Here is a 25,976-nt window from a genome sequence, read left to right as displayed (position 1 = left end):
GCAGTCCCATGCGTGAACGTCGCAATTTCCGTCCGATTCCGAAGGCCGCGCAGCGCGGTTTCTCGCTGATCGAGATCATCGTGGTGGTGGTGCTGATCGGCGGCATCGTCGCCTTCGCGGCGTCACGCATCCTGGGCGGCGGCGACCGCGCCAAGGTCAAGCTGGCGCAGGCGCAGCTGCAGACGCTGGCGGAGAAAGTGCAGCAGTACCAGATGGACACCGGCGTGCTGCCGGGCAGTCTGGAGGCGCTGGTGGCGGCACCTCCGGGTGTGACCGGCTGGCTGGGCCCGTACGCGAAGCAGGCGGATCTCAAGGACCCATGGATGCATCCGGTGCAGTACAAAGTGCCGGGCGAGGGGCGGCCATTCGAGATCGTCAGCCTGGGGGCCGATGGCCAGCCCGGCGGCGATAGCGTGAATGCCGACATCCGTTACGAATAAGCGGACACTGGCGGAGGCAGGCGCGTGCGCGGGCGGCCGGCGGGCTTCACGCTGCTGGAGATGCTGGTGGTGCTGGCACTCATCGCCGCCGCCAGCGTCCTTGCCATGGCCGCATTCGGCGATGGCCTGCGCGGTGCGCGGTTGCAGGCGGCAGCAAAGGAGGTCGCCGCGCAGCTGCGCTTCACCCGCGCGCGGGCGATCGCCAGCGGCGTTCCGCAGGAGTTCGTGATCGACCCGGGCGCGCGCACCTGGCACGCGCCGAACGGCCGCCACGGCCGCCTGCCGGACACCGGCGAGGTGGTGTTCACCGGTGCGCGCGATCTGCAGCCGACGGCGGGCGAGGGCGCGGTGCGCTTTTTCCCCGATGGCGCCGCGACCGGCGGCCGGGTGCGTCTGGCCGCCAATGGCGGTGGCTGGGACGTCGATGTGGCGTGGCTGACCGGCGAGGTGCGGGTGCGCCGCATCGGGGGCGGACGATGAGTGCCCCACGCCGTGTCCTTGCGCGTCCGCAGCGTGGGTTCACCCTGATCGAAATCATGGTCGCGTTCGGCGTGCTTGCGCTGGGCCTGACCCTGCTGCTGGGCACGCTGTCCGGCGCCAGCCGGCAGCTGCGCCAGGCCGGTGATGCCGGGCAGGCGGCGCTGCATGCGCAGTCGCTGCTGGTCGAGCGCAGCGATGCATTGCTGCGGCCGGGGCGGCTGTCGGGTACCTTCGAACAGGGACGCTACCGCTGGCAGCTGGCGGTGGTGCCCTGGCAGGATCCACAGGCCCATGCCCCCGGCGGCCCGGAGGACCCGTTGGCAGCGCGCCTGCTGCACGTGCAACTGGACGTGGCCTGGGGCGAAGGCACGCCGCAGCAACGCCTGCGGTTGACGACGTTGCGGCTGGTGCGACCGCTGCCGGCGGGCGGTGTGCCATGAGCCGGCGGGCAGCGGGCGGCTTCACCCTGATGGAGGTGCTGCTGGCCACGTCACTGCTGGCGGCGGCGCTGGTGCTGGCGTTCGGCATTCTGCGCGCGGCCGGTGCCACCGTGGCGCGCGGCGAGGCGATGGCGGAACGGAACGAGCGCATCCGGGCGGTGTCGGCTTTCCTGCGCGAGCGCATCGGCGGCGCGCAGGGCATCGCGTTTGGCCTGGATGCCGGCAGCGGACGCACATTGCGCTTTTCCGGCAACGCCAGAGCCATGTGGTTTGTCGCCGAGGTGCCGGCATATTTCGACCGCGGCGGCCCCAGACTGCACGTCCTGCAGGTGCGCAGGGACGGCGGCGGGCAGCGTCTGGACGTGGATTTCCGTCGGCTGCAGCCCGGCCAGATACCGGCCGCCATGCAACCTTCCGAGCCGCTGGCAAGGGGGCTGGTCGAGGTGGCTTTCGGCTATCGCACGCTGGCGCAGGACGGCCGGCCAGGCCCGTGGCGGGAGACATGGGACCAGCCCGACGCACTGCCGCCGCAGGTGCGCGTGCGCATCCGCGATGCCCAAGGCCCGTGGCCGGAGATGGTCGTGGCGCTGGCGCGCGCCGGTGGGGATGGCCGATGAGGGCGCAGCGCGGCACGGCGCTGCTGCTGGTGCTGTGGCTGGTGCTGCTGCTCAGCGGACTGGTGGCCGGCTATGCGCTGTCGGCGCGGGTCGAATCCCTGCAGGGCAATGGTACGGTGCGTGGCGTGGTGGCCGGCGAGGCGGCACGTGCGGGTATCGAATATGCGGTCTTCCGCCTGCTCGATCCCGACCCGGCGCGGCGCTGGGCGGTAGACGGACGCACGTACCGCTGGACGTTCGACGGCATGCCGGTGGTCATCACGGTGCGTGACGAGGCCGCGAAGCTGGATCTCAATGGCGCCCCGTTCGAGCTCCTGCAGCGCTTTTTCGTGGCGCTGGGCGAACCTGAGGATGCGGCGGCGCGGCTGGCCGGCGCGGTGGTGGACTGGCGCGATCCCGACAGTCTGGTCCAGCCGGCCGGAGGGGGCGAGGACGCCGACTATGCCGCGGCGGGCCTTGCCGGCGGAGCCAAGGACGCGCCGTTTGAAAGCGTCAGCGAGTTGGCGCAGGTGCTGGGAATGCGCACTGCGCTGTACGCCGCGGCGGCGCCGCACCTGACCGTGCATACCGGCCGCGCCTTGCCCGATGCAGCCTTCGCCGATCCCTTGCTGCGCCGTGCGATGGGCCTGCCGGACCGGCAGCCGGCAGATCCGTCCGCAGCGGCGGTGCCCGGCAGCGGCACGTATAGTATTGACAGCAGTGCCCGCTCCGCCGACGGGCGTAACGTGCGGTGGTCGGTGGTGATCCGTCTGGGGGGGAATGGTTTGCCGGGTTCGACATACAGCACGCTGGGGCAGCGGGCGGAAGGGCAGGCGCGATGAGTGCATCGTCCGCGGGCAGCGTGGTTCTGGCGCATTCCAGCGCCAGCCTGCGTGGTTTTCTGGCCTGGTGGGGCAGGAATCTGTGTGCATGGCTGCCGGCGCAGATGCGCGATGCCCTTTGCGGTGAGCGACGCTTGCTGCTGCAGGTCGAGGGTGATGCGCTGCGGCTGTGCGCCCGGCACGGTGACCACGTCCAGCCGCTGGCCGAGCTGCCGCTGCCGTTGCCAGCCGGGCCCGATCCGCTGGGTTCCCTGCTGCGCGAGGACGTGCGCGACTGGCCCCGCTGGTTGCAACTACCGGCCAGCGCAGGGCTGCGGCGGCGTCTGGTTCTGCCCGCCGCCGCCGGGGCGCGCCTGCGCGACGTGCTGGCGTTCGAGATCGAGAGGCAGACGCCGTTCGCCGCCGGGGAGGTTCTGCACGACGGCCGGGTTTTGCAGATGCTTGACGATGGCCGCCTGCTTGCGGAACTGGTGGTGTTGCCGCGGCGGCACTACCAGGCACTGCTCGCGCGGCTGGGCGGTATGACCGCGTTGGCCGGGGTGGACATGCTGGACGCAGCAGGAGCACCGCTTGGCGTCAATCTGCTGCCGCCTGCCGAACGCTTGGCGCAGCGCAATCCCTGGCGCATGTGGAATCTGGCGCTTGCCACTGTTGCGCTGTGCGCGTTGGGGTTCGGGTTGGCCCAGTTGCTGGACAACCGGCGTGCCGCCGCTGCGGAGCTGCAGGCGGCGATGGCGGGACGCGAGGCGCAGGCCCGTGCCGTGGCCCGCCAGCGCCAGCAGGTGCTGGATGCCATCGAGGGCGGGGCCTGGCTGCGCGCGCAGCGTAACGGCCGCCCGCCCGCCGTGGAGGTGATGGACGCGCTGGCGCGGCGCCTGCCGGAAGGCACGTACCTGGAGAAACTGGCCATCGATGGCAATCAGCTGACCCTGATCGGCCTGTCCAACCAGGCGGCGGCGCTGGTGGGCAAGCTGGAGGGCGCGCCGCAATGGAACGCTCCGGCATTGAGTGGCGCGCTGCAGCAGGATCCGCTTACGCGCATGGACCGGTTCACTCTGGTCGCGCAGCTGCGTCAGGGGAACGCGACCACGCCCGGTGGCGGAGGGGCACGATGAGTCGCGCGGAGCAGGAGCGCTGGTTGGCGCTGGGCCTGTTGGCCGGGCTGCTTGCCGCAGGGGTGGCCGTGGCGTGGTCCTGGTTCGCCGCGCCGTTCGCCGAGGTGGATGCACGGATCGCCGACTTGCGCGCGCGCGATGGCCGGCTGAGGGGGCTGCTGTTGCAGCAGCCGCAGATCCAGGAGCGCCTAGCGGCGCTGGAAGCCCGCGGTGCGCCCTCGGACTTCCTGGCCGAGCCCACTGCGGAACTGGCCACGGCCGCCCTGATCCAGCAGCTGGAACGCGTGGTTGCCGATGCCAGTGCGGGTGGCCGCGGCTGCGCCATCGTGAACCGGACGCCGATCGAAGAGGCAGGCCAGGGCAGCCGCTATCGCCGGGTCACGGTGCAGGTCCGCTTGCGCTGCGGCAACGCCGAGACCCTGGCGGTGCTGCATGCGCTTGAGTCGGCGCGGCCCTACCTGTTCGTGGATGCCCTGGGGATCTCGGCGCAGCGTTTCTTCGCCGTGCCGGGCAGCGCCCAGCTGCAGCAGGGCGGGCTTGACGTGACTTTCAATCTCTATGGCTATCTGCGCCCGGCGCCGGGAGGTGGCAATGGCGGCTGAGCGCAGCCTGCTGCATCGGCTGGGACAGGCCGGTGCCATGACCTGGGTGCTGGCGGCAGCTTGCGGCTGGGCGCTGCTGCTGTGGGTCGGTGCACTGCTGGGCATGGGCGGGCGGATTGCCGAGGCTGTTCCGGTCGCGCAGCCGGCGCTTCCCCGGCCGTTGGCACCGGTGCCGGACCGGGTTGGGCCCTTGGCCCAGTACGCCGAAGCGGCGGCGCACCCCCTGTTCACCGAGGACCGGCGGCCGCGCGCCTTTCTGGCAAGCGCCGGCGACGACGACGGCGCGGTCGCCGCGCAGCCCTTCGATTTTGTTCTCACCGGTGTGTTGATCAGCCCGCAGGTTCGGTTGGCGATCTTGCAGCCCACGGCCGGCGGCACGTCCCTGCGCGTGCGTGAGGGCGCCGTACCGGAAGGCGCGCCAGGCTGGCGGCTGCTGGAAGTCCAGCCGCGCCGCGCCGTGTTTGAAGGGCCGGGCGGGCAGACCACGCTGGACTTGCGCACGTTCGGGGTGGCGGGAGATCCCACTCCCGCGCGTGCGGTGGATGCCCCGCAGGCGGCTACCGCCGCAGCCTCGGCGATGCGGGCGGCAAGCGCCGCCGATGCCGCCGTGGACAACGCGCAAGCGTCCGACGATGCGCGCCGGATCGAGGATATCCGCCGCCGCATCGAGGCGCGCCGCGCGCAGTTGCAATCACAGAACCCGGATGCCAACGACGCTGGCGCGCGCGCGCGCCCGCTGTCGGGGCCCGCACGATGAGCACGATGATGCCTGCCATGAACCCCACCCTGCCCCGCGCAATGCTGCGCGCTTTCCTTCCCGCCCTGCTGCTCGGGCTGCTGGCCGCCTGTGCTGCGGTGCCGCAGCCGCGGATGCAGCGGGCCGCCGCGCCGTCCCCAGCGCCAGCGGCAGAGGGCAAGGCAAGCGCCACCGACGACCTGCGCCGCGAGGTTCTGCAGGAGATCGGCAGCGAAGGGGCCCGTCCCGTCATCCGGCGCGGCGCGGGCGTGGCGATCGACCGTGCGGCCGCCAGTGCCCCGCCGCCGTCGCTGGCCAGCAGCGGCCAGGCCAGTTTCAATTTCGAAGGGGAGTCGTTGCAGGCCGTGGTGAAGGCGATCCTCGGCGACATGCTGGGGCAGAGCTACACCATCGCGCCGGGCGTGCAGGGCACCGTCACCGTGGCCACCCAGAAGCCGGTGGGCGCGGCCGGTGCGTTGGGCCTGCTGGAGCAGGTGCTGGCGCAGAACGGCGCGCGCATGGTCTACAGCGACGGCCGCTACAACATCGTGCCGGCCGACCAGGCCCTGCAGAGCGGGGTGGTGCCGCGCACCGGCGCGCCGGCACTGGCGCGCGGCTTCGAATCGCGGGTGATCCCGCTGCGCTACATCTCGGCGCGGGAGATGGAGAAGATCCTCAAGCCGTACGCGCGGCAGGGAGCCATTGTCAGCGTTGATGACGCCCGCAACCTGGTCACTGTCGCCGGCACCCGCGCCGAACTGGAGAACTACCTGCGCACCGTTCAGGTGTTCGATGTGGACTGGATGGCCAGCATGTCGGTGGGCGTGTTCCCGCTGCAATCGGGTCGCGCCAGCGACGTGGTGCAGGACCTGGAACGGGTGTTCGGCAACCAGGCCGACACCCCGGTGGCCGGCATGTTCCGCTTCATGCCGCTGGACACCGCCAATGCGGTGATGGTGATCACCCCGCAGCCGGCCTACCTGGACCAGATCCGCGAATGGATCGACCGCATCGAGGGAGGAAGTGGCGATGGCCGGTTGTTCTCGTACGAGCTGAAATACATCCGTGCGCGCGACCTGGCCGACCGCCTGGCGGAGGCCTTCGGCAGCGGCAGCGGTGCGCGCGACGACCGCGCCGCGCCCTCGCTGATGCCTGGCCTGCAGGCCGGCGAACTGCGCGATGGCGAAGCGACCAGCCGCGATGGCCAGCCTGCGTCCGGCACCGGCCGCGGCGAAGGCGGCAACCTGCCTGCTGCGGGCGGCGGTAACGGCCGAGTGACTCTGAAAGTGGATGGCGCCGAGGTTGGCGTGTCCGCGGTGGAGGACACCAACTCGCTGCTGGTGCGCGCCAACGGCGCGCAGTGGAAGTCGATCCGCCAGGTGATCGAGCGCCTCGACGTGATGCCGATGCAGGTCCACATCGAGGCGCAGGTGCTGAGCGTCGCGCTGAAGGGCGAGCTGCAGTACGGCGTGAGCTGGTTCTTCGATAACGCGGTGGCTGACAAGGGCCTGCCGTTCCCGACCGGTCGCAACAGCTGGGGCACGCATGCCGGCAGCGTTTCGCCGCTGGCCAATGGCGGTGGCAACCTGCTCAGCTGGACCTTCCTCGGCAGCAGCGCCGCGGCCATCGTGCAGGCGCTGGACAACGTGACCGACGTGCGCACGCTGTCCTCGCCCTCGGTGATGGCGCAGAACAACCGCGAGGCCGTGCTCAACGTCGGCCAGCGCATCCCGGTGACGTCGGTGAGCTTCAACCCGCAGTCCGGGGGGGGCACCGGCACCTACAACCAGGTGCAGTACCTGGAGACCGGCATCATCCTCAAGGTGCGGCCACGCATCGCCCGCGACGGCATGGTCTTCCTCGACATCGTGCAGGAGGTCAGCAAGCCCACCGGCATCGCCGACCCGTTCGGCAATGTGCGCATCGACACCAGCAAGGTCACCACCAGCGCGGTCGCCAGCAGCGGCGAGACGGTGGTGCTGGCGGGCCTCATCAGTGACGGCAGCAATCGCAGCGCCACCGGTGTGCCGGGCCTCAGCCGGATCCCGGTGCTGGGCGGGTTGTTCGGCCAGCAGGGCAGCAGCAAGACCCGCGACGAACTGGTAGTGCTGATCACGCCGACGGTGGTGCGCAACCCGCAGGAAGCGCGCGCGCTGACCGACGAATACGGCAGCCGCTTCCGCGCGCTGGATCCGATCTACAAGCCCAAGCAGTGAGCCGGGACGCCGCAGCCGCCCTGCCGATCGTGCTGGTGCCGGTTGGCACCGACGAGGACGCGCTGGATGCCTGCCTGGCCGCGCTGGAGGCCGGTACGCCGGCGGGCACGCGGGTGTGGCTGGCCGACGATGCGCAGGCCGGCCCGCGCGGGCAGGACCTGATCCGTGGCTGGTTGGGGCGGACCCGTCTGCAGGCCGCGCATACCCGTCGCGCCGCGCCTCTGGGCGAGGCCGCGCACCTGGACGAGGCGCTGCGCGCCTGCGGCGACGCCGATGTGGCGGTGCTGGCCAGTGACGCGGTGCCGGTGCCGGGCTGGCTGGAGCGCCTGGCGGACTGCCTGGGGCGGGACCCCGCGATTGCCAGTGCCACGCCGTGGAGCAATGCCGGTGAGGCCGCCGCATGGCCGCGGATTGGCGAGATCGTGCCGGTCGACCTGCCGCCCGCACGGCTGGCCGAGGCCTGCGCCCAGCTCCCGCCCGTCCATCCCGACCTGCCTGCTGCGGTGGGCCACGCGGTGCTGCTGCGCGGCGTGGCGCGCACCCGCGCCGGCGGCCTTGATGCGGCCAGCTACCGCTCCTGGTATGCCGCCCTGATCGATCTGTCGCTGCGCATGGCCGGCCTGGGCGGACGCAACGTGCTGTGCGAGACCGCCTTCGTCCTGCGCGCCCGCGAGGATGCGCCGGGCGAGGGCGACATGGCCGCGCTGGCGGCGCGTTGGCCGGCCTGGCATGCGCGGATCGCGCAGTGCCTGATGGACGATCCATTCCGTGCGCTTCGCATGCAGCTCGACGACGCGCTGGCACGACGGGCGCGTCAGCCGCCGCAGGCGGACCTGTTCGCGGACGCGCCGTGAACGCGGGCATTGCCGCCGTTGTCGTTGCCTACGGCAGCGAGGAGACGATCGACGCCTGCCTGGCGCGCCTGCGCGCGGCGCGGGACGTGGCCGAGGTCCGGGTGGTGGACAACGCGTCGCGGGACTCCACCCTGGAGATCGTGCAGCGGCATGCGGTGGCGGATCCGCGGGTGCGCTTCATCGCCAACCCGGACAACCCCGGCTTCGCGGTGGCCTGCAACCAGGGCGCTGCGGCCAGCAGTGCACCGTGGCTGGCGTTCGTGAACCCCGACTGCCTTGTCGAGATCGACACCCTGGCGCGGCTGCGCGATACCGCCGTTGGGCTGGGCGGGGCCCTGGTGGGCGCGGTGCTGCGTGGCGAGGATGGCGTCGCGGATCCGGCCGCGCGCCGGCGTGACCCCGATTTCGCGGCGATGCTGCGTTCGCGCGCAGCCCGCGTGCTGGCGGTGCCGGGTGATCCTGCCCGGCCGGTGCAGCCGGTCGATGCGGTGTCCGGTGCGCTGATGGTGCTGCCGCGCGCACTGTTCGACCGGGTCGGCGGCTTCGATCCGGGTTACCGGCTCCACGCCGAGGACCTGGACCTGTGCCGGCGCGTGCGCCAGGCCGGTGCCGGCGTCGCCATCGACAACACGGTGGAGGTGCTGCACGTGCGCGGCGTGTCGTCGCGCGCGCGGCCGCTGTTTGTGGAGTGGCACAAGCACCGCGGACTGTGGCGCTACTTCCGCCGCTTTGAAGCAGCGCGGCGCGGTGCGTTCGTGCGCGGCGCGGTGTTTGCGATGATCTGGGGGCACTTTCCGCTCGCGCTGCTGCGCGCGGCGGTGCGGCGCCGGTAAGGCGCGCGCGGCCGCCGTCAACGGTAGCGGTTGATCTCGTCGCGCAGTGCCTTGGCTGCATCGGCGGCAGCCTCGGCATAACCTTCCCCGCGAACGGCGTACAGGATGCCGCGCGAGGAGTTGATCATCAGGCCGGTGCCGTCGGCGGTGCGGCCGTTGCGCACCACGGCTTCCACATCGCCGCCCTGCGCGCCCACCCCGGGGATCAGCAGCGGCATGTCGCCGACGATGCCGCGGATCACGGCAAGCTCCTCCGGGAAGGTGGCGCCCACCACCAGCGCGCAGTTGCCGTCGGCGTTCCACGCGCCGGCGATGGTGCGCGCGATGTGCTGGTACAGCGGCGCGCCGCCTACCTGCAGCTCCTGGAAATCGCGGGCGCCCGGGTTGGAGGTGTGGCAGAGGAAGATGCAGCCGCGGTCGTTGTACTGCAGGAACGGGTCGGCGGAATCGCGCCCCATGTAGGGGTTCAGCGTCACCGCGTCGGCGCCGTAGCGCTCGAACGCTTCGCAGGCGTATTGCTGGGCGGTGCTGCCGATGTCGCCGCGCTTGGCGTCCAGGATCACCGGGATCTCGGGGTACTCGGCATTCAGGTGGGCGATCAGCCGCTGCAGCTGCGCTTCGCCGCCATTGTGGGCAGCGAAGTAGGCGATCTGCGGCTTGAACGCGCAGGCGAATTGGGCGGTGGCGTCGGCGATGTCGCGGCAGAAATTGAACAGCGCATCGTCATCGTCCACGAAGCGATCCGGAAATTTCGCCGGATCGGGATCGAGGCCGACGCAGAGCAGGGTGTCGGCATCGCGCCAGCGGGCGCGGAGTTTGTCGATGAAGCCCATGGTGTCCTCCTGCTGCATGCAAGGACGCCCACGTTGCCGTGGGCGTCCAGACTGTCACTTCAACGCCTTGAACCGCAGCCGCTTCGGGCCCGCGTCATCGCCCATGCGGCGCTTCTTGTCTTCCTCGTACTCGCGGTAGTTGCCCTGGAAGAACTCCACGTGCGAATCGCCCTCGAAAGCGAGGATATGCGTGGCGATGCGATCCAGGAACCAGCGGTCGTGGCTGATCACGAAGGTGTTGCCGGGGAACTCCAGCAGCGCGTCTTCCAGCGCGCGCAACGTCTCGATATCGAGGTCGTTGGACGGCTCGTCGAGCAGCAGCACGTTGCCGCCCTGCAGCAGGGTCTTGGCCATGTGCAGGCGGCCGCGTTCACCACCGGACAGACTGCCAACCAGCTTCTGCTGGTCCTGGCCCTTGAAGTTGAAGCGGCCGATGTAGGCGCGCGACTGGATCTCCACGCCGTTGATGTTGAGGATGTCCAGCCCTCCGGAGACTTCCTGGAACACGGTGTTGTTGGGGTTGAGCGCGCCGCGACTCTGGTCTACGTAGGCCAGATTCACGGTGGGGCCGATCACGATTTCACCGGAATCCGGCTTTTCCTGCCCGGTGATCATCTTGAACAGGGTGGACTTGCCGGCACCGTTGGGGCCGATGATGCCGACGATGGCGCCGGGCGGCACGATCATCGACAGGTTGTCGATCAGCAGGCGGTCGCCGAACTTCTTGGAGACGTTCTTGAACTCGATCACCGAGTTGCCCAGGCGCTCGCCCGGTGGGATGAAGATCTCGTTGGTCTCGTTGCGCTTCTGGTATTCGACCGACTGCAGCTCGTCCAGGCGCGCCAGGCGTGCCTTGCCCTTGCTGCGGCCGCCCTTGGCGTTCTGGCGTGCCCATTCCAGCTCCTTCTGGATGGCCTTCTGGCGCGCCTTCTCCTGGTTCTCTTCCTGCTTCAGGCGCTCTTCCTTCTGCATCAGCCAGTCGGTGTAGTTGCCTTTCCACGGGATACCGCGGCCGCGGTCGAGTTCCAGGATCCACTCGGCGGCGTTGTCGAGGAAGTAGCGGTCGTGGGTGACCGCCACCACGGTGCCGGTGTAGCGGTGCAGGAACTGCTCCAGCCATTCCACCGATTCGGCGTCGAGGTGGTTGGTGGGCTCGTCCAGCAGCAGCATGTCGGGCTTCTGCAGCAGCAGGCGGCACAGCGCCACGCGGCGCTTCTCGCCGCCGGACAGCTTGCCGACGATGGCGTCCCACGGCGGCAGTCGCAGCGCGTCGGCGGCCACTTCCAGCTGGTTCTCCAGCGTGTGCGCGTCGCCGGCGGCGAGGATTGCCTCCAGCCGTTCCTGTTCCTTGGCCAGCGCGTCGAAATCGGCGCCTTCCTCGGCGTAGGCCGCATACACCTCATCCAGCCGTGCCTGCGCCTGCAGCACCTCGCCCACGCCTTCCTCGACGGCCTGGCGGACGGTGTGTTCGGGGTTCAGCTCCGGCTCCTGCGCCAGATAGCCAACCTTGATGCCGGGCTGCGGCCGCGCCTCGCCTTCGAAATCGGTGTCCACGCCGGCCATGATCTTGAGCACGGTGGACTTGCCGGCACCGTTCAGGCCCAACAGGCCGATCTTGGCGCCGGGGAAGAAGGAGAGCGAGATGTCCTTGATGATCTGCCGCTTGGGCGGCACCACCTTGGACACGCGGTTCATGGTGTAGATGTATTGCGAGGACATGCGGGAACGCTCCGTGAGCACGGCCGCGTCCGCGCAGGCAGGCACGGACGGTGGCAGGAAGGGGAATGGCGGAATTATAGCGGCCCCGCCGCCTTGCTGGCCGTTGAACGGGGGATGGCCATGGCGCCCCGGGGCCGGCGCGAGCCACTTCCGGTTCAGATCCGCCGCGGGATAGTGGGCCCACGTCCACAACGCGGAGTACGCACTTGAAGCCCCTGCCGACGATCGCCGCCTCCCTCCTGCTGCTGGGCCTGGCCGCCGCACCGGGGATGGCCGGCGCCCACGACCACGACCGTGGCCACCACGATGGCGGCTACGGTCGCGAGCATCGCCGCCATGATCGCGACCACGACGGGTACCGCGACCGCTATGCGCCGCGCCGCATCGTCCATGTCTATCTGCCGCCGCGGCGGGTGGTGTACCGCCCGGTGCCGCGCCCGCACTGGGAGCGCGGGGTGCGTTACTACGGTGCCGGCTATGCACCGACCTACGTGGTGAATGACTGGCGTCCCTACGGTCTGCACGCTCCGCCGCGCGGGTACTACTGGCGGCGCAGCGACACCGGTGATTTCCTGCTGGTTGCGCTGGCCACCGGCATCATCGCCGACATCGTCCTGAACCACTGAGCGGCGCCACGCCGACACCTACGCGAAGGCGCCTGCGGGCGCCTTCGTCGTTTCCGCCGGCCTTCAGGTCTGCTGCATCAGCAGTTGCACCGCCAGGCTGCTGGTGGCCACCGCGAACCAGGTGCCCAGCCCCAGCAGCAGCGGGCGGGCGCCGGTGGCAGCCATCCGCCGCAGGTCGGCGGACAGGCCCACCGCGGTCAGCGCCACCACGATCAGGAACCCGGCCGCCCAATGCAGTGGCGCCAGCAGCCCCGCCGGCACCAGTCCCGCGCTGCGCAGCGCCGAGGCGGCGAGGAAGCCGACAATGAACCACGGCACGATGCCGCGCAGGGTGGGACGGCCTTCGCCGCGGCCGTGTGCGCGCCACGCCTGCCAGCCGGCCAGCACCAGGCAGATCGGGATGATGAGGGTGGCGCGCGCCAGCTTGACGACAGTGGCGATGTCGCCGGCGGCCTGGCTGTAGTGGTAGCCGGCGGCCACCACCGAAGAGGTGTCGTTGATCGCGGTACCCGCCCACAGCCCGAAGCCCGCGTCGCTCAGTCCCAGCAGGTGGCCCAGCGGCGGGAACAGCAGCACCGCCAGCAGGTTGAACAGGAAGATGGTGGACATCGCCAGCGCCGTGTCGTGTTCGTCCGGGCGCAGGATGGGAACCACGGCCGCGATCGCCGAGCCGCCGCAGATCGCGGTGCCCACGCCGATCAGTGTGCCCAGCACGTGGTGCACCTTCAGCAGGCGTGCCAGCCCCCACGCGGTCAGGAAGGCCACGACCAGCGTCACCAGGGTCACCGCGAGCGAGGACAATCCCGTGCGCACCACCACGTGCAGGTCCAACCCGAACCCCAGCAGGATCACCGCCGCCTGCAACAGGTATTTGCTGCTGAAGCGGATCCCGGGCGCCGTGCTGGCCGGCAGCGCCAGCACGTTGCGCACCAGCAATCCCAGCACGATGCCCAGCACTGGGCCGCCAATGAGTGGCAGGGCGCGGCCAAGGCTGAACGCCAACGCGGCCAGCAGCAGGCTCAGCAGCAGCCCGGGCAACAGGCGCGCGGGGCGATCGGGCGACGGGGGCGCGGCAGTGGCGACGGACATGGCGGCCTGTTGCGGGGAGACGAGCGGGGCAGTCTGCGCCCCGGAATCCATCATTGAAACTTTGAATATCTGATTGCTTCGATAAGATTATCTGATGAAGCACATCCCGCCGCGGCAACTGGAAATCTTCGTGCAGGCTGCCGCCAGCGGGAGCCTGCGCCAGGCCGCCAGTCAACTGCATCTGACCCAGCCTGCAGCCAGCATGGCCCTGGCCGAGCTGGAACGGCTGCTGGGCGCCCCTGTGTTCGACCGTGTGCGCGGGCGCCTGCACCTGAATCCGCGTGGACGCGCCCTGCTGCCGCTGGCAAGGGACCTGCTGGAACGCCAGGCCGCGCTGGTGCGTGCCGCCAGCGATGCCGACGGCGTGCTGTCCGGCGAGCTGCGTATCGGCACCAGCAACACGGTCGGCAATTACCGGGTGGGCGAGCTGCTGCAACCCTTCGTGAGGATGGCGCCGCAGGTGTCGATCCGCCTGCGGGTGGGCAATACCGACGGGATCGCGCAGGCGCTGCTGGCGCATGCGCTGGACGTGGCCTGCGTGGAGGGGCCGGTGCTGCACGCCGAACTGGACGCGGTGCACTGGCGTGACGACACACTGGTGGTATGCACGCCGGTTGGACATCCGCTGGCCGCGCGGCGGCGGCTGGCGCCCGCCGATTTCGCCGGCGTGGGTTGGGTGATCCGCGAGGCCGGCTCGGCCACCCGCGGGATGACCGAGCAGGTGCTGGCGCAGCTGCCGCCGCCGCGCATGCACCTGGAGCTGGATCAGACCGAGGCGATCAAGCAGGCCGTGGTGGCCGGGCTTGGCATCGCCCTGCTGCCCGAGGTGGCGGTACAGGACGCACTGGCCGCAGGCCGCCTGTGCGCCCTGCGCACGCCGTTCCTGCAACCCTTCCTGCGTCGCCGGCTGTCGCTGCTGTTGCCGCGTGGGCGCTACCGCGGCGCGCTGCTTGAAGCGTTCCTGCGGGCTACAATCGGCTGATCCCCACGCCCTCCCGGAGCCATCCGCATGTTTTCCCGCGCCGACACGCTTGCCGCCTTCGACCCCGACCTGGCCCGGGCCATCGCCGCCGAGGACAAGCGCCAGGAGGACCACGTCGAGCTGATCGCCTCCGAGAACTACGCCAGCCCGCGGGTCATGGAAGCGCAGGGCAGCCAGATGACCAACAAGTACGCCGAGGGCTATCCGGGCAAGCGTTACTACGGCGGTTGCGAATACGTCGATATCGCCGAGCAGCTGGCCATCGATCGCTGCAAGCAGCTGTTCGGCGCCGACTATGCGAACGTGCAGCCGCATTCCGGCTCACAGGCGAACCAGGCCGTGTATTTCGCGCTGCTGCAGCCGGGCGACACCATCCTCGGCATGTCGCTGGCGCACGGCGGCCACCTGACCCACGGCGCCAAGGTCAACGCTTCCGGCAAGCTGTTCAACGCGGTGCAGTACGGCGTCAACGACGCAGGTCTGATCGATTACGACGAGGTCGAGCGCCTCGCCCTGGAGCACAAGCCGAAGATGGTGGTGGCGGGCTTCTCCGCGTATTCGCAGGTGGTCGATTGGGCGCGCTTCCGCGCCATCGCCGACAAGGTGGGCGCCTACCTGTTCGTGGACATGGCGCACGTGGCCGGCCTGGTCGCCGCCGGCGTGTATCCCAGCCCGCTGCCGCATGCGCACGTGGTGACCTCCACCACCCACAAGACCCTGCGCGGCCCGCGCGGCGGGATCATCGTGGCAAGCAAGGCCGGCTTGGGCGAACAGGCGGAGGAGCTGGAGAAGAAACTGCAGTCCATCGTTTTCCCCGGCATCCAGGGCGGTCCGCTGATGCACGTGATCGCCGCCAAGGCGGTGGCCTTCAAGGAAGCGCTGGAGCCGGCGTTCAAGGACTACCAGCAGCAGGTGGTGAAGAACGCGCAGGCGATGGCGAACGTCATCATCGCGCGTGGCTACAGGATCGTCTCCGGCGGCACCCGGAACCACCTGATGCTGGTCGACCTGATCGACAAGGACGTGTCCGGCAAGCAGGCCGAGGAAGCGCTGGGCAAGGCGCACATCACCGTCAACAAGAACTCGGTGCCGAACGACCCGCGCAAGCCCTTCGTGACCTCCGGCCTGCGCATCGGCACGCCGGCGGTCACCACCCGCGGCTACAAAGAGCCCGACTGCGTGGCGCTGGCCGAGTGGATCTGCGACGTGCTGGACAACCCGAACGACGAGAACGTGATTGCCGGGGTGCGCGCCAACGTGGAGCAGCAGTGCCGGCGCTTCCCGGTGTACGGTTGAGGAATCCAGACGATGCGGGAGCATGTGATGCGGAAAATCCTTGGTTTGGCCCTGTCGCTTGGCGCCTTGGGGCTGGCGGCTGCCGCCAGCGCGCAGGCGCCACGCTGGAGCAGCAATACCGACTACAGCGCACCGGGCGCGCGGAATCTGCCGGTCATCTGCCGTGATGGCGACATCCAGCCCTTTGCCGGCAAGACCATGGGCGAAGTGTTTGGGGCGGCATGGCCGGAGGTGCCCGCCGCCAGCAGCGCGCATGCGCCACCCAAGGTGCTCAGCCACGGCAAGGTGATCCCGCCGCGCGGGCTGGAAGGCAAATGGGCCACCGTGGTGGTAGCGGTCCTGGTCGGTGCCGATGGCAAGCCGCTGGCCTCGGAGGCGGTCTGCATGAGCGATGGCGCCTTTGCAATCGCGGCCAAGCGGGTGCTGGCCAATGCCACCTTCGCGCCGGCCACCGTCGATGGCACGCCGGTGACCACGGTGCTGGCAGTGCCGATCTCGTTCCGCCAGCCGCGGCGGGGCGAGAGCACGGGCGAGGGCGAGAAGGCCGCCAGCACCGGCAGCAGCCAGGAGTAATCCGAGCCGATGCACTGCCCGTTCTGCCAGCACGGCGACACCCGTGTGATCGATTCGCGCGTGTCCGAGGATGGCGCCACCATCCGCCGGCGCCGCGGCTGCGAAGCCTGCGGGGAGCGCTTCTCCACGCTGGAGACCATCGAGCTGAAGCTGCCGGCGATCGTCAAGTCCGACGGCCGGCGCGAGGCGTTCGACGCCCGCAAGCTGCGCACCAGCTTCGATCGCGCGCTGCAGAAGCGGCCGGTGTCGGAGGAGCAGATCGAGGCGGCGGTGCGCGCGGTGGTGCACCAGTTGCGCATGGCCGCCGAGCGCGAGATCGCGGCGCGCCGGGTGGGCGAATTCGTGATGACCGAGCTGCGCAAGCTCGACCACGTGGGCTATGTGCGGTTTGCCTCGGTGTATCGCAGCTTCGAGGACGTGGCGGACTTCCGCGAGGAATTGGATCGGCTGGAGCGTGAGCTGCCCGGCGAGGGCCAGCTGCCGCTGCTGGACGGCGACGGCAAGCAGGGGGCCGCGGCACCCGCGCGCAGCGCGGCGAAGGCGGGCAAGGACCGCGACAAGTGACGGCGGCCGGGTTTTCCGCCGCCGACCATGCCCTGATGGCCCGCGCCCTGCGCCTGGCCGAGCGTGGCGCCTACACCACGCGGCCAAACCCGATGGTGGGCTGCGTGCTGGCCCGCGACGGCGAGGTGGTCGGCGAAGGCTGGCACCAGCGCAAGGGCGGGCCGCACGCCGAGGTCCACGCGCTGCAGGCGGCCGGCGACCGGGCCCGTGGCGCCACCGCTTACGTCACCCTCGAGCCCTGCGCCCACCACGGCAGCACCGGGCCCTGCGCCGACGCGCTGGTGGCGGCCGGCGTGGCGCGCGTCGTGGCGGCGATGCGCGACCCGTTCCCGCAGGTGGACGGTGCCGGCTTCGAGCGCCTGCGTGCGGCCGGTATCGCGGTATCCCACGGATTGATGGAAGCGCAGGCGCGCGAACTGAACCGCGGGTTCCTGTCGCGGGTCGAGCGCGGCCGGCCGTGGCTGCGGGTCAAGCTGGCGATGAGCCTTGACGGCCGCACCGCAGTGGCGTCGGGCGATTCCAAGTGGATCAGCGGCGAGGCGTCGCGCCGCGACGTGCAGCGCTGGCGCGCGCGCAGCGGCGCCCTGCTGACCGGCGCCGGCACGGTGCTGGCCGACGATCCCCAGCTCACCGTGCGCCTGGAGGACGACACCCCCTTCGTGCCGCCGCTGCGGGTGGTGCTGGACGCCGGGCTGGCCACGGTGGCGCGCGGCCGCATCCGCGAAGGCGATGCCCCCACGCTGTACCTCCACGCGCCGGACGCCAAGCTGCCGCGCGGCGTGGCGATCGACCACGTGGCGGCACCCACCCTGGGCAACCGCTTCGATCTCGAGGCGGTGCTGCGCCTGCTGGCGGACCGCGGCATCAACGAAGTGCAGCTGGAAGCCGGTGCGACGCTGGCCGGTGCCTTCCTCGATGCGGGGCTGGTGGACGAAGTGCTGCTGTACGTGGCGCCAGTGCTGCTGGGCCCCGGCGCGCGCCCGCTGTTCGACGGCCTGCACATCGACGCCATGGCGCAGCGGCTGCACCTGCAGCGCGTCGACAGCGCCGTGGTGGGCGAGGACCTGCGCCTGCTGCTGCGCCCCGCACCGTCCTCCGCCTGACCCCCGGCGGCCCGGGCCGGGCCCGGCCGGGTGGTACACTGGCAGTGCCGGGCAACCGGCGACAATCCACCACGAAACGTCTTCAGGGCGGGGCGCAATTCCCCACCGGCGGTAGGCGCGGTGAGTTCCTTCGGGAGCGCCGCGTGAGCCCGCGAGCGCTTCCCGGCCGTCTGGGCGGGAAGGTCAGCAGACCCGGTCGAATGCCGGGGCCGACGGTCACAGTCCGGATGAAAGAAGACGCACCCGCGCGGCGATGGCCGTGCGTTTGCGCGCGCCTTGCGGGCGTTTCCCGTGCTTGCGGGAAACCAAAGACATGTTCACAGGACTCATCGAAGGCGTTGGCGCACTGGCGTCGCGTGAGCCGCTTGGCGGCGACGCCCGCCTGGTCATCGACATCGGTACGCTGCCGTTCGACGACGTGCAGCTGGGCGAAAGCATCGCGGTCAACGGCTGCTGCCTGACGGTGGTCGCGTTCGATGCGCGCAGTTTTGCGGTCGATGCGTCGAACGAGACGCTGGCACTGACCACGCTGGGCCGGCTGCCGGTCGGCGCGCCGGTGAACCTGGAGCGCGCCATGCGTCCCAGCGACCGCCTTGGCGGCCATCTGGTCAGCGGCCACGTGGACGGCCTGGCCACCGCGGCGCGGGCGTGGGACGACGCGCGCGCGGTGCGCTGGCGGTTCGAAACGCCGCGCGCGCTGCTGCGCTACATCGCACAGAAGGGCTCGGTCTGCGTGGACGGCGTCAGCCTGACCGTGAACGCGGCCGATGACACCGGCTTCGAGGTCGCGCTGATTCCGCACACGGTGGCCCACACCGCGTTCCACGCCCTGCAGCCGGGCGATGCGGTCAACATCGAAGTGGACCTGCTGGCGCGCTACGCCGAGCGGCTCCAGGCAACGAAGGACTGGACATGAGCTTTGCGAGCATCCCGGAACTGCTGGACGAGCTGCGCGCCGGGCGCATGGTGGTGGTGGTGGACGATGAAGACCGCGAGAACGAAGGCGACCTGATCATGGCCGCCGAGCTGGTCAAACCGTCCGACATTAACTTCATGGTCACCCATGCGCGCGGACTGGTCTGCCTGTCGCTGACCCGCGAGCGCTGCGCGCAGCTGGGCCTGAACCCGATGGTGCGCGACAACACCTCGCCGCACCACACCAACTTCACGGTCAGCATCGAAGCGGCCGAGGGCGTCACCACCGGCATCAGCGCCTACGACCGCGCCCACACCGTGCGCACCGCGGTGCGGCCGGACGCCAAGCCGCACGACCTGTCGCAGCCGGGCCACATCTTCCCGCTGATGGCGCAACCGGGTGGCGTGCTCAACCGCGCCGGGCACACCGAGGCGGCCAGCGACCTGGCACGGCTGGCCGGGTTCGAGCCGGCCGGCGTGCTGGTGGAGATCCTCAACCCCGACGGCTCGATGGCGCGCCGCCCCGAGCTGGAGGTGTTCGCCCGCGAGCACGGGCTGAAGATCGGCTCCATCGAGGACCTGATCCGCTACCGGCTGGAAACCGAGCACACCGTCGAGCGCATCGACAGCCGGCCGATCGGGACCGACCACGGCCCGTTCGTGCTGCACACCTACCGCGACCGCCTGACCCGTGGCCTGCACTTCGCCCTGGCCCGCGGCGAATGGACGGACGCCGATCCGGTGCTGGTGCGGGTGCAGCCGCAGAACCCGCTGGCGGACGCGCTGCACTGGCGGCGCGAGGACTTCGGCCCGCTGGTCGGCGACGTGCTGGCGCTGATCGCGGCCGAGGGGCGCGGCGTGCTGGTCCTGCTGGGCGATGCGCCCGACGCCGAGGCCACCCTGGCGCGTATCCGCCAGCAGCCGGCGCCGCCCGCCAGCAAGGCCGGGGCGTTGGCGCAGTGGCGGCGCAACGGCGCCGGCTCGCAGATCCTGGCCGACCTGGGCGCCCGCCGCCTGCGCGTGCTGGGCACCCCGCGGCGCCAGGTCGGCCTGGCCGGCTACGGTCTGGAGGTCGTCGATTACGTGGCCCTGCCGGCGCGGTAAACTGCACGGCCCCGTCCCGACCACGCCCCGATGCCGCACCACGAAGGCGACCTGCGCATCCACCCGGATGCGCGCTTCGCGATCCTCGCCAGCCGCTGGAACCCGCGCATCGTCGATGCGCTGGTGGACTCGGCGCGCGCGACGTTTCTCGCCAACGGCGTCGCCGAACATGCCATCGACGTGGTGCGCGTGCCCGGCGCATGGGAGCTGCCGATGGCCGCGCGCGACCTCGCCCATGCCGGCCGGCATGCCGCCATCGTGGCGCTGGGCTGCGTGGTGCGTGGCGACACCCGCCACTACGAGCAGGTGGCCGACGGCGCGTCCGAGGGCCTGATGCGCGTCGCGCTGGACACCGGCGTGCCGGTGATGAACGGCGTGCTGGCGGTGGAACGGTTCGAGGATGCCCTGGCCCGCGCCGGTGGCAGCCATGGCAACAAGGGCGAGGAAGCGGCGCTGGTCGCCATCGAAATGGCCGATCTGCGCCGCAAGCTGCAGGAGCACGCATGAATCCACACCGCCGCCGTCCCGACGGCATCGACCCCGTGGCCCGCTCGCGGTCGCGCCGCCGCGCGCTGCAGGCCATCTACGCCTGGCAGATCAACCGCGCCGATGAGCGCGCGCTGATCGCGCAGTTCGCCCACGAACAGGCCCACGAAATCGCCGACCTCGAGTACTTCGAGGACCTGGTGCGCGGCGTGCTGCGCCACGTCGCCGAACTGGACGCGGCGCTGGCCGCGCATCTGGATCGCGGCATCGAAGAGGTCGACCAGATCGAGCGCGCCGCGCTGCGCATCGCCGCCTACGAGCTCATCCACCGGCCCGATGTGCCGTACCGGGTGGTGATCAACGAGGCCATCGACTCCACCAAGCGCTTCGGCTCCGAGCACGGCCACACCTACGTCAACGGCGTGCTGGACAAGGCGGCTGCGGCGCTGCGTGGTGTGGAAGCGAAGAGGTAGGCGTGGCGTCATCCCGCGATTGCGGGCACGTTTCCGCAGCCGTCGTGTCTGCGCATCCGGCAAGGTAGTTTTTCTCGCAACGACGCAGTCACAAGGCCCTGGATTCCCGCGGTTGCGGGAATAACGGGCGAAAGCAGCCGCCATGTCCGAGTTCGACCTGATCGCCCGCATCCGCCAGCGCGCCGCCTCCCGCGGCGACGTGGTGCTGGGGATCGGCGACGACGGCGCGCTGCTGGCGCCACCGCCAGGCCAGCTGCTGGCGGTGACCATGGACACGCTCAACGCGGGCGTGCATTTCCCCCCGGAAACGGCGCCGGCCGACATTGGCTGGAAGGCGCTGGCGGTGAATCTGTCCGACCTGGCCGCGATGGGCGCGGAACCCGCCTGGTGCACGTTGTCGCTGACGTTGCCGCAGGCCGATATCGCGTTCGTGGATGGCTTCTGCGATGGCTTTCTTGCCCTTGCAGCGCAGCACGGCGTGGCGCTGGTCGGTGGCGATACCACCCGCGGGCCGCTGTCGGTGTCGATCACCGCACACGGGTTCGTGCCGGCAGGCGCGGCCCTGCGCCGCGATGGCGCGAGCATTGGCGACGAGGTCTGGGTCAGCGGCACCCTGGGCGATGCCGCGGGCGCGCTACGGCACTGGCAGGCCGGTGCGCCGATGGCGCCGGCCCTGCGTGACCGGCTCGACCGGCCCACCCCGCGGGTGGCGCTGGGGCAGGCGTTGCGGGGGCTGGCCAGCGCCTGCATCGACATTTCCGACGGGTTGCTGGCTGACCTCACCCACATCTGCCGCGCCAGCGGGGTTGGCGCGGAGATCGATATCGACGCATTGCCGGCCAGCGACGCTCTGCGTGCCGCTTTCGATGCCGACGTCCGCCGCGCCTTGCAGGCGACGGGTGGCGATGACTACGAACTGTGCTTCACCGTGCCACCGGCGAAGCGTCCGGCCGTGCAGGCCCTGGCGGCGCAGTTGTCAATGCCGCTGACGCCGGTCGGTCGGATCGTGCCGGGCACCGGTGTGCACTGCCCTGGTCTTAGCCCGGGCGCCAGCGGGTATCAACATTTCGTTTGAAGCGGCGGCAACAGCTTGCCTGGATTGAGGATGCCGTCCGGGTCCAGCGCCTGCTTGATGGCGTGCATCGCGGCCAGCGTGGCCGGGTCGTACGCGCGGGACATGAAGTCGCGCTTGGACAGGCCGATGCCGTGCTCGCCGGACAGGGTGCCGCCCAGCGCCAGCGCCAGTTCGAACACGCGTGGCAGCGCGGCGTGCGCGCGGGCGGTTTCATCGGCATCGTCGGGGTGGTAGAGCAGGTTGACGTGCAGGTTGCCGTTGCCGGCGTGGCCGAACACCACGCTGGTCAGCGCGTTGGCATCGGCCAATGCCTCCACGCCGGCCACCAGATCGGGGATGCGCGAAACCGGCACCACCACGTCCTCGTTGATCTTGCCGGGGGCGATGCTGCGCAGTGCCGGCGAAAGCGCACGCCGCGCCGCCCACAGGCGGTCGCGCGCGGCGCCATCGGTGGCGACGTCCAGGTCCAGCAGGCCCTCGCCCTCGGCTGCGGCGCCCAGCGCGGCAAGTATGTCGGGCAGCGCATCGGCGCTGCCGTCAGCCTCGACCAGCAACATCGCGCCGGCGTCGGGCACGGCGCTGCCGTTGCGCCGCAACAGCGCCAGGCTGCGGCGGTCCATGAACTCCAGCATCGCCGGGACCACCGGCTGCGCCATCAGCCGCGAAACCGCCGCCGCGGCGCTGGCGGCATCGCGGTAGAAGGCGCGCAGGCCGGCCTGTGCCTGCGGTCGCGGCGCCAGCTTCAAGGTGGCTTCCACGATCAGCGCCAGCGTCCCTTCGCTGCCGACCAGTAGCCGGGTCAGGTCGTAGCCGGCGGAGGCCTTGGTGTAGGCGCCGCCGGCGCGGATCAGGTCGCCGGTGCCGGTGACGGCGACCAGCCCCAGCACGTTGTCGCGGGTGGCGCCGTATTTCACCGCACGCGGGCCGCCGGCATTGGTGGCGAGATTGCCGCCGACCGTGCAGCTGTCGGCACTGGACGGGTCCGGTGGCCAGAACAGGCCGTGCGGGGCCAGCGCCGCCTGCAGCGCGCCGTTCAGGACGCCGGGTTCCACCACCGCGCAGCGGTCGGCGGCGCGGACATCGAGGATGCGGTTCATGCGGACAAACGACACCGCGATGCCGCCCTGGGTCGGCACGGCCGCGCCGGTGGTGCCGGTGCCGGCGCCGCGTGCCACCAGCGGCACGCCGTACGCACGGCAGGCGCGGACAAGGGCGATGACCTGGTCGCGCGTGCGCGGCAGCGCGACCGCGTCGGGACGTGCGTGGCGACGGGAATCGTCGCCGCCCTGTGCGTCGCGCGCGGCGTCGTCCACGCGCCAGCCGTCGCCCAGCAGCGTGGACAGGTCGGCGGCGAGGGCGGCGGGCAGGGCCATGCGGGTCAGCAGTCGTCAGCGCGGAAGGCGTCGCGCAGCCAGTCGAGTTCAGGGGCGGCCGGATCGCCCGCCGCGGCCACCACGTCGAAGCGGCAGGAGGCGTCCGCGTACTCCGGGTGGCGGCCGAGGAAGGCCTGCGCGGCGTGCACCAGCCGGCGCTGCTTGCCGGCATCGACCGAAGCCGCGCCACCGCCGAACGCGGCCGCCGCGCGGTAGCGCACCTCCACGAACACCACGGTGCCCGCGTCGTCCATCACCAGGTCCACTTCGCCGCCGCGGCTGTGGGCATTGCGTGCCAGCAGGCGCAGGCCGCGCGTTTCGAGGAAGCGCCGCGCCGCGGCTTCCACCGCGTCGCCACGTGCGCGCCGGTCCGGCTCAGCGCGCGCCATCGGCCAGCGGCACGGGCACGCCGCCGGTGAAGCGCGACCAGGCCGGCCGGCGCAGGATGTTGCCGAAACCGTCCAGGCGCAGGCGGCCGGTGGCACCGGCGATGCTCGCGTTCGGTTGCAGGGCCAGATGTTCGAGATAGCCGGTCAGGCGCCAGGCGTCGAAGCCGAACGCGAATAGGCGTGCCGCCGGGCCTTTGGCGGTGTCGACCCGGCTGGCGGCCGCGGCCTGCGCGGGGAGACCGTCCACGCGCTGCACCAGCCACGGTTCGGTCGGGAACACGATGCCGTCCAGCGCAGTGTCGTCGGCGGGCTTGCCGGTGCCGGACACGATCTGCGAGCTGGCCACGCGCGGCAGGGCGCCCAGCCCGGCCAGTGCCAGTTGCGGCGCGACCGCTTTCGCCTGCGCGGCCTTCAGCACCAGCAGCACGGCGTCCGGCGGTTGCGGCAGCTGGCGCAAGGCCTCGCCCATCCGCTCGTTGGCGGCGATGCCGGTGATCACCGTGACACCGCGGTTTTCCAGCTGGCGGCGCGCGGCGTCGGCAGTGCGGCGCTGGGTGTCTTCGCCGCCGGCGATCAGCAGCACCCGCTTGCTGCCGCGCTCGTCGGCCAGGTATTGCGCCAGACTGATGCCCTCGTCCTCCGGCGACAGCGAGAACGCGGCGCTGCCGGGGCTGGGCGTAGCGGCGCCGCGGTTGAGCGCCAGCAGCGGCAGCGGTGGCTCGTCGGCAAAGACGGCGTCCACTTCGTCGCGGCCCAGCGGGCCCACCGCGAAATCATTGCCGTCCGCGGCGGCCCGCGCGAGCGCCGCCTTGGCGCCGGTGGCGGTGTTGTAGAAGTGCAGCTGCGGGCGGCGACGGGTTTCGCCGTAGTAACCGGCCAGGTAGCCGTCGCGCACGGCCTCCGCAGCGGCTGCCTGGGCGCCGGACAGCGGCAGCAGCACGGCCACCTTCAGGGGCGGGCGGTAGCCATCGGCCTCCGCGGCCGGTCGGTTGATGGCACCGAAGCTGGCGTCACCGCGGTCGAAGCCGCGCGGCAGCGGCAGGCCGCGACGCAGCAGCACCCGCCCGGCGAAGTTGTACAGCGGATCACCGGCCGGCAGGCGGGCAGCGTCGCGGGCCAGGGTGGCGTCGTCCAGGCTGGCCAGCAGGCGTTCGATCGCCTCGGTGTTCTCGCGGCGCGCCTGCCCGGCCAGCGCGCCGTGGCCGGCCGCCAGAGCCTGCGCCTGCATGGTGGCGGCGGCATAGGGCGGCGGGGGCGGCGCCTTTGGCGCCACGTTCGCGCAGCCGGCAAGCGCCAGCAGCAGGATGAGGATGAGCAGTCGCATCTGGGCCACGGGCGTGGGCGCTCGTTCGGGAACCGGCTAGGATTCTACCCGCGCCCACGCAGAAGGCAGGCATGCAAGCTCCAGGAACGCTGTTCGTCGTCGCCACGCCCATCGGCAATCTGGGCGACCTGTCGCCGCGCGCGCAGCAGACGCTGCGCGAGGTTGCGGCCATCTGCGCCGAGGACACCCGTCGCAGCGGTCAGCTGCTGGCGCATTTCGGCATCGCCACGCCGCTGGTCGCCCTGCACGAGCACAACGAGGACGCCATCGCCCAGCGGGTGGTGGCGCGCCTGCAGGGTGGCGAGTCGCTGGCGCTGGTCAGCGACGCCGGCACGCCGCTGGTGTCCGACCCCGGCTTCCGGTTGGTGCGCGCCGCGCGTGCGGCGGGCGTGAAGGTCAGCCCGGTGCCCGGACCAAGCGCGCTGGTGGCGGCCTTGAGCGTGGCCGGCCTGCCCAGCGATCGCTTCGCCTTCGAGGGGTTCCTGCCGGCCAAGGCCTCGGCCCGCCGGGAGCGCCTGCAGGCGCTGGTGGCCGAACCGCGCACGCTGATCTTCTACGAAGCCTCGCACCGCATCGCCGAGACCCTGGCGGACATGGTGGCTGCGTTTGGCGGCGACCGCCCCGCGGTGCTGGCGCGCGAACTGACCAAGCTGTTTGAAACCGTGCTCGATGGCACGCTGGCAGAACTGCTGGCGAAGGTCGAAACCGATGCCGACCAGCGCAAGGGCGAGTTCGTGCTGTTGGTGCAGGGTGCGGGCGAGGACGCCGATGCGAAGGTGGCCGAAGGTCGGCGCCTGTACGCGACTCTCAAGCAGCACCTGCCGCCATCCACCGCAGCGAAGCTGGCGGCCGAGCTGTCCGGCGCGCCGCGCAAGGCGCTGTACGGCGCCGAATAGGT

General features: G+C 71.1%; 29 protein-coding genes and 1 riboswitch. Of the genes, 23 read left to right on the top strand and 6 right to left on the bottom strand.

Going from position 1 to position 25,976, the window contains the following annotated elements:
- Window positions 1-8 precede the first annotated feature (8 nt).
- From gspG to ACK4SG_RS07170, 11 genes are read left to right on the top strand one after another with little or no spacing between them, the layout of a single operon-like run.
- Window positions 9-440, top strand: coding sequence for a type II secretion system major pseudopilin GspG (gene gspG, locus ACK4SG_RS07220; protein ID WP_409601049.1), 432 nt, complete (start codon window positions 9-11; stop codon window positions 438-440).
- A 24-nt stretch (window positions 441-464) separates the two neighbouring features.
- Window positions 465-920, top strand: a complete 456-nt coding sequence (gene xpsH, locus ACK4SG_RS07215) for a type II secretion system protein XpsH (protein WP_409601048.1) — start codon at window positions 465-467, stop codon at window positions 918-920.
- Entirely contained in the window at window positions 917-1,360 is a 444-nt protein-coding gene (gene xpsI, locus ACK4SG_RS07210) for a type II secretion system protein XpsI (protein WP_409601047.1), read from the top strand. The genes xpsH and xpsI overlap by 4 nt, the downstream gene beginning before the upstream one ends.
- Window positions 1,357-1,977, top strand: a complete 621-nt coding sequence (locus ACK4SG_RS07205; protein WP_409601046.1) for a type II secretion system protein J — start codon at window positions 1,357-1,359, stop codon at window positions 1,975-1,977. Before xpsI ends, ACK4SG_RS07205 begins: the two co-directional genes overlap by 4 nt.
- Complete coding sequence (locus tag ACK4SG_RS07200; RefSeq protein ID WP_409601045.1) at window positions 1,974-2,798, top strand: general secretion pathway protein GspK; 825 nt, start codon at window positions 1,974-1,976, stop codon at window positions 2,796-2,798. Before ACK4SG_RS07205 ends, ACK4SG_RS07200 begins: the two co-directional genes overlap by 4 nt.
- Window positions 2,795-3,913 carry a PilN domain-containing protein gene (locus tag ACK4SG_RS07195; protein WP_409601044.1) on the top strand — a complete coding sequence of 373 codons (1,119 nt, stop codon included), beginning with the start codon at window positions 2,795-2,797 and terminating at the stop codon, window positions 3,911-3,913. The genes ACK4SG_RS07200 and ACK4SG_RS07195 overlap by 4 nt, the downstream gene beginning before the upstream one ends.
- Window positions 3,910-4,515 carry a type II secretion system protein GspM gene (gene gspM, locus ACK4SG_RS07190; protein WP_409601043.1) on the top strand — a complete coding sequence of 202 codons (606 nt, stop codon included), beginning with the start codon at window positions 3,910-3,912 and terminating at the stop codon, window positions 4,513-4,515. The genes ACK4SG_RS07195 and gspM overlap by 4 nt, the downstream gene beginning before the upstream one ends.
- The gene (locus tag ACK4SG_RS07185; RefSeq protein ID WP_409601042.1) at window positions 4,505-5,272 is read left to right on the top strand and encodes a hypothetical protein; all 768 of its coding nucleotides are present in this window, start codon (window positions 4,505-4,507) and stop codon (window positions 5,270-5,272) included. Before gspM ends, ACK4SG_RS07185 begins: the two co-directional genes overlap by 11 nt.
- The gene (gene gspD / locus ACK4SG_RS07180) at window positions 5,269-7,467 is read left to right on the top strand and encodes a type II secretion system secretin GspD (protein ID WP_409601041.1); all 2,199 of its coding nucleotides are present in this window, start codon (window positions 5,269-5,271) and stop codon (window positions 7,465-7,467) included. Before ACK4SG_RS07185 ends, gspD begins: the two co-directional genes overlap by 4 nt.
- On the top strand, window positions 7,464-8,321 hold the full coding sequence (locus tag ACK4SG_RS07175) for a glycosyltransferase family 2 protein (RefSeq protein ID WP_409601040.1): 858 nt from the start codon (window positions 7,464-7,466) through the stop codon (window positions 8,319-8,321). Before gspD ends, ACK4SG_RS07175 begins: the two co-directional genes overlap by 4 nt.
- Complete coding sequence (locus tag ACK4SG_RS07170) at window positions 8,318-9,154, top strand: glycosyltransferase family 2 protein (protein WP_409601039.1); 837 nt, start codon at window positions 8,318-8,320, stop codon at window positions 9,152-9,154. The genes ACK4SG_RS07175 and ACK4SG_RS07170 overlap by 4 nt, the downstream gene beginning before the upstream one ends.
- Before the next feature lie 17 nt (window positions 9,155-9,171).
- On the opposite strand, the gene pyrF is transcribed toward ACK4SG_RS07170, so the two are convergent.
- Entirely contained in the window at window positions 9,172-9,987 is an 816-nt protein-coding gene (pyrF, locus tag ACK4SG_RS07165) for an orotidine-5'-phosphate decarboxylase (RefSeq protein ID WP_409601038.1), read from the bottom strand.
- 54 nt (window positions 9,988-10,041) lie between these two features.
- Entirely contained in the window at window positions 10,042-11,706 is a 1,665-nt protein-coding gene (ettA, locus tag ACK4SG_RS07160) for an energy-dependent translational throttle protein EttA (RefSeq protein WP_409601037.1), read from the bottom strand.
- 269 nt (window positions 11,707-11,975) lie between these two features.
- Between ettA and ACK4SG_RS07155 the strand changes: the two genes are divergently transcribed.
- Entirely contained in the window at window positions 11,976-12,332 is a 357-nt protein-coding gene (locus ACK4SG_RS07155; RefSeq protein ID WP_409601351.1) for an RcnB family protein, read from the top strand.
- A 63-nt stretch (window positions 12,333-12,395) separates the two neighbouring features.
- Here the strand turns inward: ACK4SG_RS07155 and ACK4SG_RS07150 are convergent, their stop codons facing one another.
- The gene (locus ACK4SG_RS07150) at window positions 12,396-13,421 is read right to left on the bottom strand and encodes a YeiH family protein (RefSeq protein WP_409601036.1); all 1,026 of its coding nucleotides are present in this window, start codon (window positions 13,419-13,421) and stop codon (window positions 12,396-12,398) included.
- 94 nt (window positions 13,422-13,515) lie between these two features.
- On the opposite strand from ACK4SG_RS07150, the gene ACK4SG_RS07145 reads away from it, so the two are divergent.
- The 10 genes from ACK4SG_RS07145 to thiL all read left to right on the top strand — a co-directional run bounded on the left by ACK4SG_RS07145 (window position 13,516) and on the right by thiL (window position 21,992).
- The gene (locus tag ACK4SG_RS07145; RefSeq protein WP_409601035.1) at window positions 13,516-14,403 is read left to right on the top strand and encodes a LysR substrate-binding domain-containing protein; all 888 of its coding nucleotides are present in this window, start codon (window positions 13,516-13,518) and stop codon (window positions 14,401-14,403) included.
- A gap of 27 nt (window positions 14,404-14,430) precedes the next feature.
- Window positions 14,431-15,699 (top strand): serine hydroxymethyltransferase, encoded by a 1,269-nt coding sequence (glyA, locus tag ACK4SG_RS07140; protein WP_409601034.1) that lies wholly within the window; start codon window positions 14,431-14,433, stop codon window positions 15,697-15,699.
- Window positions 15,700-15,726: 27 nt separating this feature from the next.
- The gene (locus tag ACK4SG_RS07135) at window positions 15,727-16,272 is read left to right on the top strand and encodes an energy transducer TonB (protein WP_409601033.1); all 546 of its coding nucleotides are present in this window, start codon (window positions 15,727-15,729) and stop codon (window positions 16,270-16,272) included.
- A 9-nt stretch (window positions 16,273-16,281) separates the two neighbouring features.
- On the top strand, window positions 16,282-16,836 hold the full coding sequence (gene nrdR, locus ACK4SG_RS07130; protein ID WP_409601032.1) for a transcriptional regulator NrdR: 555 nt from the start codon (window positions 16,282-16,284) through the stop codon (window positions 16,834-16,836).
- 35 nt (window positions 16,837-16,871) lie between these two features.
- Entirely contained in the window at window positions 16,872-17,939 is a 1,068-nt protein-coding gene (gene ribD / locus ACK4SG_RS07125; RefSeq protein ID WP_409601031.1) for a bifunctional diaminohydroxyphosphoribosylaminopyrimidine deaminase/5-amino-6-(5-phosphoribosylamino)uracil reductase RibD, read from the top strand.
- Window positions 17,940-18,013: 74 nt separating this feature from the next.
- A riboswitch (FMN riboswitch) is annotated at window positions 18,014-18,182 on the top strand.
- A gap of 70 nt (window positions 18,183-18,252) precedes the next feature.
- On the top strand, window positions 18,253-18,855 hold the full coding sequence (locus ACK4SG_RS07120) for a riboflavin synthase (RefSeq protein ID WP_409601030.1): 603 nt from the start codon (window positions 18,253-18,255) through the stop codon (window positions 18,853-18,855).
- Window positions 18,852-19,958: a 3,4-dihydroxy-2-butanone-4-phosphate synthase gene (gene ribB, locus ACK4SG_RS07115; RefSeq protein WP_409601029.1), complete on the top strand. Its 1,107-nt coding sequence runs from the start codon at window positions 18,852-18,854 to the stop codon at window positions 19,956-19,958. The genes ACK4SG_RS07120 and ribB overlap by 4 nt, the downstream gene beginning before the upstream one ends.
- Window positions 19,959-19,988: 30 nt before the next feature.
- Window positions 19,989-20,465, top strand: a complete 477-nt coding sequence (gene ribH, locus ACK4SG_RS07110; RefSeq protein ID WP_409601028.1) for a 6,7-dimethyl-8-ribityllumazine synthase — start codon at window positions 19,989-19,991, stop codon at window positions 20,463-20,465.
- A complete protein-coding gene (gene nusB / locus ACK4SG_RS07105; RefSeq protein ID WP_409601027.1) occupies window positions 20,462-20,917 on the top strand; it encodes a transcription antitermination factor NusB in 456 nt (151 codons plus the stop codon). The genes ribH and nusB overlap by 4 nt, the downstream gene beginning before the upstream one ends.
- Window positions 20,918-21,059: 142 nt before the next feature.
- Window positions 21,060-21,992: a thiamine-phosphate kinase gene (gene thiL / locus ACK4SG_RS07100; RefSeq protein WP_409601026.1), complete on the top strand. Its 933-nt coding sequence runs from the start codon at window positions 21,060-21,062 to the stop codon at window positions 21,990-21,992.
- Here thiL and ACK4SG_RS07095 read toward each other — a convergent pair.
- Genes ACK4SG_RS07095 through ACK4SG_RS07085 form a run of 3 tightly spaced genes read right to left on the bottom strand, consistent with a single transcriptional unit; the run spans window position 21,977 to window position 25,078 of the window.
- Window positions 21,977-23,365: an FAD-binding oxidoreductase gene (locus ACK4SG_RS07095; RefSeq protein ID WP_409601025.1), complete on the bottom strand. Its 1,389-nt coding sequence runs from the start codon at window positions 23,363-23,365 to the stop codon at window positions 21,977-21,979. The genes thiL and ACK4SG_RS07095 overlap by 16 nt on opposite strands.
- A 5-nt stretch (window positions 23,366-23,370) precedes the next feature.
- The gene (locus ACK4SG_RS07090; protein WP_409601024.1) at window positions 23,371-23,754 is read right to left on the bottom strand and encodes a YraN family protein; all 384 of its coding nucleotides are present in this window, start codon (window positions 23,752-23,754) and stop codon (window positions 23,371-23,373) included.
- Complete coding sequence (locus ACK4SG_RS07085; protein ID WP_409601023.1) at window positions 23,741-25,078, bottom strand: penicillin-binding protein activator; 1,338 nt, start codon at window positions 25,076-25,078, stop codon at window positions 23,741-23,743. The genes ACK4SG_RS07090 and ACK4SG_RS07085 overlap by 14 nt, the downstream gene beginning before the upstream one ends.
- A 71-nt stretch (window positions 25,079-25,149) precedes the next feature.
- Here ACK4SG_RS07085 and rsmI point away from each other — a divergent pair, with 71 nt between their 5' ends.
- Window positions 25,150-25,974: a 16S rRNA (cytidine(1402)-2'-O)-methyltransferase gene (rsmI, locus tag ACK4SG_RS07080; protein WP_409601022.1), complete on the top strand. Its 825-nt coding sequence runs from the start codon at window positions 25,150-25,152 to the stop codon at window positions 25,972-25,974.
- Window positions 25,975-25,976: the final 2 nt, after the last annotated feature.

The sequence above is a fragment of the Thermomonas sp. genome, assembly GCF_046293095.1.
Classification (GTDB): domain Bacteria; phylum Pseudomonadota; class Gammaproteobacteria; order Xanthomonadales; family Xanthomonadaceae; genus Thermomonas.
The sequence above is the reverse complement of the archived record's forward strand: the minus strand, read 5'-3'. Positions and strand labels throughout refer to the sequence as shown.